The sequence below is a fragment of the Stagnihabitans tardus genome (assembly GCF_009925085.1).
GTDB classification, from domain to species: domain Bacteria; phylum Pseudomonadota; class Alphaproteobacteria; order Rhodobacterales; family Rhodobacteraceae; genus Stagnihabitans; species Stagnihabitans tardus.
Genome location: NZ_JAABNR010000002.1, coordinates 60405 through 72802 on the forward strand (window position 1 = coordinate 60405; position 12398 = coordinate 72802).

At 66.7% G+C, this 12398-nt stretch carries 10 protein-coding genes; 4 read left to right on the forward strand and 6 right to left on the reverse strand.

Translation table 11 applies throughout. The features are described 5' to 3' along the window. Positions 1-2 precede the first annotated feature (2 nt). Genes GV832_RS02125 through GV832_RS02135 form a run of 3 tightly spaced genes read right to left on the reverse strand, consistent with a single transcriptional unit; the run spans position 3 to position 3435 of the window. On the reverse strand, positions 3-434 hold the full coding sequence (locus GV832_RS02125; protein WP_168773177.1) for a MarR family winged helix-turn-helix transcriptional regulator: 432 nt from the start codon (positions 432-434) through the stop codon (positions 3-5). Further along, entirely contained in the window at positions 431-1159 is a 729-nt protein-coding gene (locus GV832_RS02130) for an SDR family NAD(P)-dependent oxidoreductase (protein ID WP_168773178.1), read from the reverse strand. The genes GV832_RS02125 and GV832_RS02130 overlap by 4 nt, the downstream gene beginning before the upstream one ends. Continuing rightward, a complete protein-coding gene (locus GV832_RS02135) occupies positions 1156-3435 on the reverse strand; it encodes a bifunctional salicylyl-CoA 5-hydroxylase/oxidoreductase (RefSeq protein ID WP_168773179.1) in 2280 nt (759 codons plus the stop codon). Before GV832_RS02135 ends, GV832_RS02130 begins: the two co-directional genes overlap by 4 nt. A gap of 104 nt (positions 3436-3539) precedes the next feature. On the opposite strand from GV832_RS02135, the gene GV832_RS02140 reads away from it, so the two are divergent. Together GV832_RS02140 and GV832_RS02145 are read left to right on the forward strand one after the other, a co-directional pair. Further along, complete coding sequence (locus GV832_RS02140) at positions 3540-4286, forward strand: enoyl-CoA hydratase-related protein (RefSeq protein ID WP_168773180.1); 747 nt, start codon at positions 3540-3542, stop codon at positions 4284-4286. Next, a complete protein-coding gene (locus GV832_RS02145) occupies positions 4283-5383 on the forward strand; it encodes a 3-hydroxyacyl-CoA dehydrogenase (RefSeq protein WP_168773181.1) in 1101 nt (366 codons plus the stop codon). Before GV832_RS02140 ends, GV832_RS02145 begins: the two co-directional genes overlap by 4 nt. Here the strand turns inward: GV832_RS02145 and GV832_RS02150 are convergent. Next, positions 5356-6324 (reverse strand): AraC family transcriptional regulator, encoded by a 969-nt coding sequence (locus tag GV832_RS02150; RefSeq protein WP_168773182.1) that lies wholly within the window; start codon positions 6322-6324, stop codon positions 5356-5358. The two genes, GV832_RS02145 and GV832_RS02150, sit on opposite strands and share 28 nt — an antisense overlap. A 156-nt stretch (positions 6325-6480) precedes the next feature. Between GV832_RS02150 and GV832_RS02155 the strand changes: the two genes are divergently transcribed. Both GV832_RS02155 and GV832_RS02160 read left to right on the forward strand, forming a co-directional pair. Continuing rightward, positions 6481-7239 (forward strand): SDR family oxidoreductase, encoded by a 759-nt coding sequence (locus tag GV832_RS02155; protein WP_168773183.1) that lies wholly within the window; start codon positions 6481-6483, stop codon positions 7237-7239. Positions 7240-7246: 7 nt separating this feature from the next. Continuing rightward, the gene (locus GV832_RS02160) at positions 7247-8737 is read left to right on the forward strand and encodes a flavin-containing monooxygenase (protein ID WP_168773184.1); all 1491 of its coding nucleotides are present in this window, start codon (positions 7247-7249) and stop codon (positions 8735-8737) included. 28 nt (positions 8738-8765) lie between these two features. Here the strand turns inward: GV832_RS02160 and GV832_RS02165 are convergent, their stop codons facing one another. Beyond that, the gene (locus tag GV832_RS02165) at positions 8766-10253 is read right to left on the reverse strand and encodes an indolepyruvate oxidoreductase subunit beta family protein (protein ID WP_168773185.1); all 1488 of its coding nucleotides are present in this window, start codon (positions 10251-10253) and stop codon (positions 8766-8768) included. Continuing rightward, a complete protein-coding gene (locus GV832_RS02170; RefSeq protein ID WP_168773186.1) occupies positions 10250-12397 on the reverse strand; it encodes a thiamine pyrophosphate-dependent enzyme in 2148 nt (715 codons plus the stop codon). The genes GV832_RS02165 and GV832_RS02170 overlap by 4 nt, the downstream gene beginning before the upstream one ends. Position 12398 lies beyond the last annotated feature (1 nt).

A 12398-nucleotide genomic window follows, 5' to 3' on the forward strand; every position in this document is an offset into this window, starting at 1 on the left:
CATCACGACCCCACCCGTTTCAAGATATCCGTCATCGCGTCCAGATCGGCCTCCGAGAGGCCAGCAAAGACCCGCGCCACTTCCGCCTCATGCTCCGCCGCCAGCCCCTCGAACTGCGCGAAGCCCTCGGGCGTCAGCGCCACGAAGACCGTCCGTCGGTCGGTCTCGGAGGGCGTGCGGCGCACCAGGCCATCAGCCTCCAGCCGGTCCACCACCGTCGTCGCATTGCCGTTGGACACCAAAAGCATGCGGGAAAGCTCCGACATCGTCACCCCCTCGCGCTTGCGGTAAAGCGCGGCCATGACGTCAAAGCGCGGCAGGGTGGTCGCATGTTTCACCCGCAGGAATTCGCGCAGTTCACCCTCCGCTGCCCTTGTCACGCCCAGGAGCCTGATCCACATCTTCAACCGGCGCTTCGAGAGGGGATCGCTCATACTTCGCCCCCCGCGATCGGAAGTCCCACCCCATTCACCCCATCGGCCTGACACAGGTAAAGCGCCGCCGAGGTCACCTCGTCGGGGCGGTAAAGCCGGTTCTGGGGGGAGAGGCCCTCCAGGGCGGCGCGGGCCTCGGCCTCGCTGCGCCCGGTCTTTTCCATGATGACCTTGATCGAATGGGCGGTCATGTCGGTATCCAGGAACCCCGGGCAGATTGCATTGACGGTGACCGGGGTCCTCGCCACCTCCAGCGCGAGCGAGCGCACCAGCCCCATCACCCCGTGCTTCGCCGCCGCATAGGGCGCGACCTTGGCGTAGCCCTTGAGCCCGGCGGTGGAGCAAATCGCGATCAAACGCCCCCAGCCGTCGAATTGCCTGAGGCCCTCGCGAAAGGTCAGGAAGACGCCGGTCAGGTTGACGGAGAGCATGGCGTTCCATTGCTCCAGCGTCGTGCGCGACAGGGGCGCCGAATCCGCCTGGCCCGCATTGGCGATCACCACATCGCAGCGGCCAGCTTGCGCGAACAGCGCCTGGACCGAGGCCTCATCCGTCACATCGCAGGCCAGGGCGCGGATCGCGGGATGCTGCGCAGCAACGCCCTCCAGCGCCGAGAGCCTGCGGCCGCAGATCACGACCTCCGCCCCCTGGGCCGCGAAGCCCAGGGCGAGGTCGGCCCCTGCGCCCGAGCCGCCACCCGTCACAAGAACCCGCTTGCCAATCATACCCTTATCGCCTCGACCTGTTTTTGCATCAGCCGCCGCGCCTGGTCGCGGCCCGCGAGATAGGGCAGCGGCCAACCGGCATCTTGGCCGACCGCAAGGCCCGCGTGAAGGGTCCAATAGGGGTCGGTCAGATGCGGACGGGCGAGGCACACAAGGTCGGCGCGTCCGGCCAGGAGGATCTGGTTCACCTGCTCGGCCTCGGTGATATTGCCGACCGCCATGGTCGCCAGCCCCGCCTCGTTGCGGATGCGATCCGAGAAGGGGGTCTGGAACATCCGGCCATAGATCGGACGCGCCTCTGTCGTGGTCTGGCCCGCCGAGACGTCGATGATATCGGCGCCAGCGGCGGCGAAGAGACGGGCGATCTCCACCGCCTCGGAAGGGGTCACGCCACCCTCGACCCAGTCATGGGCGCTGATGCGCACCGACATGGGCTTGGCCCCCGGCCATTCGGCGCGCATGGCCGCAAAGACCTCCAAGGGGAAGCGCATGCGGTTTTCCAGGGACCCGCCGTATTCGTCCGTCCGCTGGTTCGAGACCGGCGAGATGAAGCTGCTGATCAGGTAGCCATGGGCGGCATGCAGCTCGATCATGTCAAAGCCGCAGGTCCGCGCCATCTCGGTGGCCTTGGTGAACTGGATCACCACTTTGTCCATATCGGCGCGGTCCATCTCTTTCGGGACCTGGTTCGCAGGCCCCCAGGGGATCGCCGAGGCGGAGATCAGCGGCCAGTTGCCCCGCGGCAAAGGCGCGTCGCCCTCCTCCCAGCCCACCTGGGTCGAGCCCTTGCGGCCCGCATGCCCGATCTGGCAGCAGATCTTGGCATCGGTCTCGGCATGGATGAAATCGACGATGCGCTTCCAACCGGCCTCGTGCTTGGGGGTATAGAGCCCCGGGCAGCCGGGGGTGATGCGGCCCTGGGCCGACACACAGGTCATCTCGGTATAGACGAGCCCGGCGCCGCCCTTGGCGCGCTCGGCATAGTGGACCAGGTGCCAGTCGCCCGGCGTGCCATCCACCGCCATGTACTGCGCCATGGGCGAGACCACGATGCGGTTCTTCAAGGCCATGTCCCGCAGGCGGAAGGGGGCGAACATGGGCTTTTGCCCGGGCTGGCCGCCCGCCTGTTCCTGGAACCAATCCTCCGTCTGGGCGAGCCATTTCGGATCGCGCAGGCGCAGGTTCTCATGCCCGATGCGCTGGCTGCGCGTCAGCAGGGAATAGGCGAATTGCTGGGGGGGGAGGTCGAGGTAACGCTCGACCTCCTCGAACCACTCCAGCGAATTGCGGGCGGCGCTCTGCAGGCGCAGAACCTCGACCCGGCGCTCGGCCTGGTAGCGCTCGAAGGCCGCCTGCATATTGGGTTCGGAATGCAGGTATTCGGCCAGGGCAATCGCGGAGTCGAAGGCCAGCCTGGACCCCGAGCCGATCGAGAAATGACCGGTCGCCGCCGCATCCCCCATCAGGACGACGTTCTCGTGATACCACTGGCCGCAGATCACGCGGGGGAACTGCATCCAGACCGCCGATCCGCGCAGATGGGCCGCGTTGGACATCAGCTCATGCCCGCCGAGATGCGCGGCGAAGATCTTGCGGCAGGTCTCGACGGTTTCCTCCTTGGACATGGCCTCGAAGCCCCAGGCGTCCCAAGTGTCGGGCAGGCATTCGACGATGAAAGTCGCGGTATTGGCGTCGAACTGGTAGACATGGGCCCAGACCCAGCCATGTTCGGTCTTCTCGAAGATGAAGGTGAAGGCGTCGTCGAACTTGGCATGCGTCCCCAGCCAGACGAACTTGCACTTGCGCAGGTCGATATCGGGCTGGAAGACGTCCGCATATTCGCGGCGCACGGCGGAGTTGATGCCGTCGGTCGCCACCACAAGATCATAGTCGCGGCGATAGTCCTCGGCCGATTTGAACTCGGTCTCGAAGCGCATATCGACGCCGAGTTCCCGCGCGCGGGCCTGCAACAGGATCAGCATCTGCTTGCGCCCGATCCCGGCAAAGCCATGCCCGCCCGAGACCGTGCGCACCCCGTCATGCACCACCGCGATATCGTCCCAATAGGCGAAGTGGTCGCGGATCGCCTGGGCCGAGACCGGGTCGTTTTTCGTCATCCGGCTCAGCGCGTCATCGGACAGCACCACGCCCCAGCCGAAAGTGTCATTGGCCCGGTTGCGCTCCAGCACCGTCACCTCATGCGCCGGATCGCGCAGCTTCATCGAGATGGCAAAGTAAAGTCCGGCAGGACCGCCGCCGAGGCAAAGAATCTTCATGAGCCGCTCTCCTTCGATTGGGGTCAGGCTCTCACCCCCGCAAAACAATTTCAAGCTTGAAATTTCAGACTTGAAAAATTTTGCGGATGGGGGATGATCGGACCATGGACCTGATCATCACAAAACATGACGGCTGGACGGCGCTGACCTTGAACCGCCCGGCGCAGAAAAACGCCCTGAACACCGCGCTCTTGGCGGCGGTGGCGGGGGAGTTGGGGCGGCTGGCCATGGACCCGGCCTGCCGGGCGGTGGTGCTGGCGGGCGCGGAGGGGAACTTCGCGGCCGGGGCGGATATCGGGGAGATCGCGGACAAGGGCTCGGCCGAGGGCGCCACGGACCCCCGAAAGGCGCATTGGGCGGCGATCAGGGCCTTTCCGAAACCGCTGATCGCGGCGGTCGAGGGCTTTGCCCTGGGGGGCGGCTTCGAGCTGGCCTTGATGGCAGATCTGATGGTCCTGGGGCCTTCCGCGCGGCTGGGGTTGCCCGAGACCAACCTGGGGCTGATCCCCGGGGCGGGGGGCGGGCAGCGGTTGATGGCTCTGGCCGGGCGGGCGCGGGCGACGCGGATGGTCCTGACCGGAGAGATCATCGATGCCGAGACCGCCTTGGCCTGGGGCATCGCGGCTTACCGCGCCGAGGACGCCCTGGCCTTTGCGGGCGACCTCGCGGCGCGGCTCGCACGGCGCGCCCCCCTGGCGCTGATGGCGGCCAAGCGGGCCCTGGTGGCGGAACGGGGCCTCGCGCTGGACCTCGAGCGCGAGGGATTCGAGGCTCTTTTGGACAGCGAAGACAAGGCCGAGGGGATCGTGGCCTTCCGCGAGAAACGCAAACCGGAGTTCAAAGGGCAATGATCGCAGTCATCGGACTTGGCGCCATGGGGCTGGGGATCGCCCAGGTCTTCGCGCAAAGCGGCGCGAGTGTGCGCGCCACCGATCAAAGCCCCGAGGCCCGGGCCTCGGCCCCCTCTCGCCTGCGGGCGGCGCTGGAGCCTCGTGTGGCCAAGGGCGCGATGACTGCCGAGGCCATGGAGGCCACGCTTTCCCGCCTGACCGTGGTGGACAGCCTGGAAGACCTCGCCCCTGCCGACCTGGTGATCGAGGCGGTGGCCGAAAGGCTGGCCGTCAAACAGGCGGTCTTTGCGACTTTGGAGCCCTTGCTTGCGGCTAACGCGGTTCTGGCGACCAACACTTCCTCTCTGTCGGTCGGCGCGATTGCGCAGGGGCTGACGCGGCCCGGGCAGGTCCTGGGCCTGCACTTCTTCAACCCCGCGCCGGTGATGAAGCTGGTGGAGCTGATCGCCCATCCAGGCACCTCTCCCGAAGCCTTGGCCCAGGCCCGCGCCCTGACCGAGGCTGCGGGCAAGGTGGTCATCTCCTGCGCCGACCGTCCGGGCTTCATCGTCAACCGCTGCGCCCGGCCCTATTACGGCGAGGCCCTGGCCCTGGTCGAAGAGGGCCGCTCTGCGCCCGAGATCGACGCTGCCATGATGGCCCATGGCTACAAGCTTGGCCCCTTTGCCCTGATCGACCTGATCGGCGCGGATATCAACCTCGCCGCCACCGAGGGGCTTTCGGCGGCCATGGGCCAGCACCCGCGTTATCACGTCTTCCAGGCCCTGCGCGCCCAGGTCGCCAGCGGCAAGCTTGGCCGCAAGACCGGGAGCGGTTTCATCTCGTCGCCTGCCGCCGCCCCCCCGGATGCCGATGCCATCGCCCTGCGGATCGAGGCGACGCTGGTCAACGAGGCCGCTTGGGTGCTGTCCGAGGGCGGGGTGACGGCGGGGGATATCGACACGGCGATGACCCTGGGCCTGAACTTCCCGCGAGGCCCCTTTGCCGCGCTGGAACGTCATGGCCGCGACGCCATCCGCGCCACCTTGGCCGCGCTGGAGGCCCGCGCTCCGCTTCACCTGAAGACCCGCTACATGCCCGCGCCGATCCTTGCCTGAAGCGTGTCGCGCGGGCTCAGGCCATAGCGCGCGCGGTAGACTTCGGAGAACCGCCCGAAATGGGTGAAGCCCCAGCGCAGGGCCACATCGGTAACCCTTGTTCCGGGCGGCGCCTGCAAAAGGTCGGCATGGGCCCGCGCCAGCCTCTGGTCGCGCCAAAAGCCCAAGGGCGTCGTCCCACGGTGCTGGCGGAAGACCATCTGCAACCCGCGCGGAGATATTCCCGCCGCCTGGGCGACCTCTTCCAGCGTGATCGGCTGATCCAGATGCGCCTCGATGAAGCCCTCGGCCAGGCGCAGATGGCGCGGGCGGGGGGCGGCGCGTTGGCGGGAAAGGGCGGATTGGCGGTCATGCGGCGCCTCCAAGAGCCCCGCGAGGATCGTGCTTTCGATCTGCCGCGCCATCAGCCCGCGCCCGATCGGCGGGCTTCCCGCATCGGTCTCGGCCACCAGCCACAGGATCAGCCGCCGCAGGGCCGCCCCCGGCCCCTTTGTCAGGTCCAAGGGCCCGTCAAAGGTCAGGGGCCGCTCTGACGGCCCCAAAAGCGCCGCCAACTGCGCCTCCATCGCCGCGCGCGAGACCTGGACCAGCACTTGCCGCGTGCCCGCCTCCCAGGTCATGCGGGTCGGCAGATGCGGGTTCAGGATGGCGGCCTGGCCAGGCGTCGAGACATAGCGGGCTGCGCCGTTCACGATCTCGGCCCCGCCCGAAAGCGGCACTTGCAAGAGGTAGAACCGCCCCAACTCTCCGGGTGCGATCAGCGTGCGGGCGCCGTATTCGATGTAGTTCAAGGACAGGTCATGGCCCGGCAGGTGGTGGTGGCAGGCATCCAGCGCGCCATCGGCCTCCAGCCGATGCGGGCAGAAGACGGCCGCAACCCGCTCACGCGCCTCGTCGAGGTCGCGGGTCTGGAACAGCGCGTGATCCTGCAAGAGACGCATGACGGCTCCTTTCGCCGTCAGAGTAACACGGCCTGCGACCAATCGACCCAGGCCCCGGCGGTTTTTTTCGTTTTTCGGATAGGGCGCGCGCCTCCCGGATAGCTCGCGCACAAGACGGCGTCACAGTTCCTTCAAACTCAAAAGAAGGAGACAGGGATGCGTGGGATAGAGGGAAAGGTGGCCATCGTGCCGGGGGGCTCGACCAAGATCGGGCGGGCGGTGGTCGAGGCCTTTGTCGCGGCGGGGGCCAAGGTCATGGTGGCCGATATCGTGGAAAGCGCGGTCGAGGGGGCAGCGTTCATGGCCTGCGACCTGCGCGACGACGCCCAGATCGCGGCCCTGGTGAAGGCGACGAAGGAGCGTTTCGGCCGGATCGACTTCCTGGTCAACGTGGCGTGCTCTTACCTCGACAACGGCGCGGGTTCGACCCGGGCCGAGTGGCTGGAGAGCCTGAACGTCAACCTCGTGGGCAGCGTCATGCTGATGCAGGCGGCGGAGGAGGAGCTGGCGCGGAATAAGGGCGCCATCGTGAATTTCGGTTCGATTTCGGCCAAGGTCGCGCAAACCGGGCGCTGGCTTTACCCCGTGTCGAAGGCGGCCATCCTGCAGCTGACGCGCAACCAGGCGATGGACCTCGCGCCCAAGGGCATCCGGGTGAATGCCGTAAGCCCAGGCTGGACCTGGAGCAATATCATGGACCAGCTGACGGGCGGCAACCGTGCCAAGACCGATGCCGTGGCCGCGCCCTTCCACATGCTGGGCCGTGTCGCCAACCCCGAGGAGGTCGCCGCCGCCGTCCTCTTCCTCTGCTCAGACGAGGCCAGCTTCATCACCGGCGCCGATCTGCCCGTCGATGGCGGTTATGCCGCCATGGGGCCCGAGCAAGCCAAACCCGCCATCCCCCTGCTGATGTGAGGTCCACATGAAAATCGCCATCATCGGAGCGGGCTTCGCCGGCCTCACCTCCGCCCGCCATTTCCGCGACTTCGGCCACCAGGTGACGGTCTTCGAGAAGGCCCCCGACGTGGGCGGGGTCTGGTCGAAGACAAGGCTTTACCCCGGCGTGTCGACGCAGAACGGCAAGGACACCTATCACCTGTCGGACTTCCCGATGCCGAAGGACTACCCGGAATGGCCGAGCGGCCAGCAGGTTCAGGCCTATCTGGAAAGCTATGCCAAGACCTTCAACCTGATGCCGCTTCTGCGCCTGAACACCAAGGTGGAGGCGGCCACCCAGGGCGAGGATGGGCGCTGGACGGTGACGACGGCCCAAGGGTCGGAGACCTTTGACTTCCTGACCATCTGCAACGGCATCTTCTCGGCCCCCGCCGTCCCCGATTTCCCCGGCGCAGAGGCCTTCAAGGCGGCGGGCGGCACGATCTGCCATTCGTCGGAGTTCCTGAACCTGAACGACGCCAAGGGCAAGCATGTGGTCGTCATCGGCTATGGCAAGTCGTCTTGCGACGTGGCGGTGGGGCTGGAAGGGACGGCGGCCTCCATGACCGTGGTGGCGCGCGAGCTGATCTGGAAGATGCCCAAGAAGCTGGCCGGGGTCTTGAACTACAAATACCTCTTCCTCACGCGGATGGGCGAGGCTCTGTTCCCCTATATCACGCTGAAGGGCACCGAGAAATTCCTGCATGGCGCGGGGCGGCCGGTCAGGAACTCCATGCTGGGTTCGGTGCAGGGCGTCATCACCAAGCAGTTGAAGCTGAAGAAGCTGGGTGCCTTGCCGAGGGGGTCGTTCGAGCGGATTGCGCGGTCCACGGTCTCGCTGGTGACGGATGGCTTCTTTGGGCTGGTGGAAAAGGGCCGCATCGCCATCAAGCGCGACACCGCGATCGACCAGCTTCTGGTCGAGGGCGGGCGGCGGTTCGCGATCCTGAAGACCGGCGAGAAGATCCCCGCCGATATCGTCATCTGTGGCACGGGCTGGCGGCAGGAGGTGCCCTTCCTCGACCAAGACACCCAAGACCGGATCATGGATGCCAAGGGCAATTTCCGGCTTTACCGCTGCATCCTGCCGACCGGGGTCAGGAACCTGGCCTTCAACGGCTATAACTCGTCGTTCTTCTCGCCGCTTTCGGCCGAGATGGGGGCCCTGTGGATCGTGGCCCACATGGCGGGGGCGCTGAACCTGCCCTCCGAGGCTGCGCAGCTGGCCGCCACCGACAAGCGCCTGGCCTGGATGGCGGAGCGGACCGAGGGCAAGCATGCGCGGGGGACGAACATCATCCCCTTCTCCATGCACCAGGTCGATGAGCTTCTGGAGGATATGGGGCTGGGGATCGGCGGGTTTCAGCGCTTCATGGAGTGGCAGATGCCGGTGAAGCCCGGCAGCTATGCCCGCGTGGCCAAGGACCTGCAGCGAAGGCTGGAACCTCAGGCGCGGCTGCGCCCAGCGACGGTATAAGGAAAGGGGGCCCAAGCGGCCCCCTTTCTCATGCGAAGCTCTCGATGGTCTGGATGGCGCCGGCCAGGGCCTTGCCCTCTTCGTCCTTCAGCGCCGCTTCGCGCAGACGGCGGCACCAGTCGGCGGCGTCGTCCCGGGTGGCGATCTTCAGGCTCGCGGCGACCACGCGGTCGAACTTGGAATGGCCGCGCGCATGGGTGTCGGAATAGCCCTTTATGAGCCTCCGGCACTTGATGAGCTCCACGGCCAGGTCATAGGGCTGGGCCAGAGCGGTCGCGAGCCAAGCCTCCAGATGCGCCTGTTCCTGTTGGTGCCGCAGGGTGCGGCGACGCCAGGACTTGGCGCCTCCGAGCGTGTGCAGCACCAGGAAGGCAGGGAGGCTGTCGGTGCGCAGGCGGCGGCCCTTGTTGAACCAGCGGTTGAGGCGGTCGTGCCATTTCGGCACATCCATCCGGGCACCAAGGCCCGCGGGCATCAGGCCGATGATCTCTTCGGCGCGGGGGTGGAAGAACTCGGTCAGTTGCAGGACCTGGGTCTCTTTCAGCCGCATCTCTTTCTGGATGCGGGCGAAACGCTGGGCGCGGGTCTTGAGGTCAGCCACGCGGATGATGTCGTCATAGGCCATGGCATTGGCGATATACTTGGCCGCCTCGCGAGACAGAGCAAAGGGCGCGCGGTCCTGGGCCAGGACCTTTCCCAGCCGGTCGAGATATTCCGCGCCGTATTTCAGGTCCTGGAAATCGACCACCTTGCGCAAGCCGGGCAGCGCCAGTTCGGCGACCGGCTCAGGCAGGGCGGCGACGCGCGCCGTCAGCGCCTGCCACTCGGCCAAAAGCCTTGCGGGGCCGGAGACTTTCAGCCGCTTGACGGGCTTCTCGACCATTGGGGCGCTTTGCCCCGCCGCATCGAAAGCCGCGCCAAAGGCCCGCAGCGAGCCCTCGACCCCCTTGCCGCCAGCCTTGATCGCGGCCTCGAAGGCCTCACGGGGGAAGGGCAGCGCGCCGGAGCCTGCCAGCGCGCCGAACAAGGCCGCCGAAATCACCGAGCCATTCTTGATCGCCAAGGCGTCGAAATCGGCGGCGATGAAGCGGCGGGCGGCGATTTCGGCGGCGGTCATGACCTCTTCGGAACTGGCGATCCCGTCGCCCGGGGTCATCTTTTCCGACACCGCCAGGGCGCGGTGGGTCGAGGTGATCAGGGTCGTGCGGTCCGGCGTGACGAAGCCGCGGAGGATGGAACGGCCCGCCTCCATCATCTCGGCGGTGATCATGATATCGACATCGCCCGCCCCGGGGGCCAGCGAGAAGACCGGGGGGAAGCCGGTGGCCGGGGCCATCTCGATGTAATAGACCGTGGCTCCGGTGCGTTGGGCCACGCCTGCCACCGAGGTCGCCTGGGCGTAATAGCCATTGGCGCGGGCGAGGTCCTCGATCCAGGAGGTCAGGACGCCGCCGCCTTGCCCGCCAACGGCGAGGATCGCCAGCTTGATGATCTGCGGCGGATTGTGGATCGTCATGCGATGCCCTCGAAGGTCAGGCTTTTCGCCGCGCGGCGGGATTGCAGCCAGGAGATGACGCGGGCGCGGAAAGCGGCCCAGCGGGATTCGGTGGCGGTTGGGTTGTGGACCACATCGGCGCGGTAGAACGAGGGGCAGAGGACGGCGGCATCCGCGACCTCTCCGCAATTGCCGCAGCCGACGCAGCTTTGGTCGATGGAGGCGACGGGGTCGTCGCGCAGCGGGTCGTCCAGCCGTTTCACCGAGAGGGAGGGGCAGCCGGAAAGCCGGATACAGGCGTGGTCGCCGGTGCAGATATCCTCATCGACGCCGAAGCGCGGGGCCTCGATGCGGCGGCCCTCTTTGATCGCTGCGGCTTGCAGCGGCTTTTCGCGGCGCTGCTTGTTCAGCATGCATTCGGATGAGGCGACGATGACCTTGGGGCCCTTCACATCGGTGGTCAGCGCCTCGCGGATCGTGTCGCGCATCTTGGCCACGTCATAGGTGCGGTCGATCTGGCGGACCCAGTCGATGCCGATGCCTTTCAGCGCTTTCGATATCGGGTTCTTGGTGGCTTTGGAGGGGTTGCTTGCGCGCGAGGACATGATGTCCTGTCCCCCCGTCGCCGCCGAATAGTAGTTGTCGACGATGATGGCGACGCCATCCGATTTGTTGAAGGCCATGTTGGTGAAGGAGGAACTCAAGCCGTTGTGCCAGAACCCCCCGTCCCCGATGATCGCCACGGGCCGCTTCTTGCCGCCGCCGTCGAAGGCGCCGTTCGCGGCGGGGCCGAGACCATAGCCCATGGTCGCGCCCCCGATCTCGAAGGGCGGAAGGGCGGCAAAGAGGTGGCAGCCGATGTCGGCGGCGATCTGGTGCTTGCCGAGCTCTTTTTCGACCAGCTTCATGGCGGCGAAGATCGGGCGCTCCGGGCAGCCGGTGCAGAAACCCGGCGGACGGATCGGGACGGTTTTCGACAGGTCGGGGATCTGCACCCGGTCCTGGTTCGGCGCGCGGATGGCGGCGGGCAGCATCCCCGGGGCGGCCTGGCGGATGAAGCCCTCGACCGCGTCCAGCATGACGCCGCCGGTATATTCGCCGGCCATGGGGAAGAGGCCCTTGCCGTGGAGCTTCACGCTGCTCCCGGCCCGGTAGAGGTAGCTCCCAAGCTGGGTCTCGATGAACTCGGGCTGGCCTTCTTCGACGACCAGGACGTTCTCCTTGCCCTCGCAGAAGCTAAGGAACTCCGACGAGATCAGGGGGTAAGTGACGTTCAGGACATAGATCGGGATATCGGTCTGCCCGTGGATATCGGCCAGCCCCAAGCGCTGCAAAGCCCGGATCAGGCCGTTATACATGCCGCCCTGGACGACGATGCCCAGGGGCGCATCCTTCGGCCCGAAGTGCTCGTTCAACCCCCGCGAAAGGATGAAGCGTTCAGCGGCGGGCCAGCGGTTCTTCACCTTGTCCTGCTCATGGGCAAAGGACATCGGCGGCAGGACCACGCGGGAGAAATCGCTGCGGGGATTGGCCACGGCCTCGGCCACGGTCAAGGTGGGCCTGCGGTTGTCGCGGGTCTGGAAGCTGCCGGTCACATGGCAGGACCGGATGCGGACCATCAGCATCACCGGGGTGTTGCTGGCCTCCGACAGGTCGAAGCCGTCAGACACCATCTTCACGATCGAGGGCAGGTTGGGGCGCGGGTCCAGAAGCCACATCTGCGCCTTCATCGCGAAGGGATGGGTGCGTTCCTGCATGATCGAGGCGCCCTCGCCGTAGTCCTCGCCCACGATGACCATGGCCCCGCCGGTCACGCCCGAGGAGGAGAGGTTCGCCAGGGCATCCGAGGCGACGTTGACCCCCACCGGGCCCTTGAAGGTCACCGCCCCCCGGATCGGGTAATGGACCGAGGCCGCCAGCATGGCCGCCGCCGCTGCCTCATTCGCATTGGCCTCGTAGCGGATGCCAAGCTCGCCCAGCAGGTCCTCGGCATCGGCCAGAACGTCCATCAGGTGGGAAATCGGCGCGCCCTGATAACCGCCGACATAGCCCACGCCCGATTCCAGAAGCGCCTTGGTGATGGCGAGGATCCCCTCTCCGGTGAAGGTCTGGCCCTCCCCCAGGCGCAGGTGTTCGACTTCGGCTTTGAAACTGCGTTCGGCCATG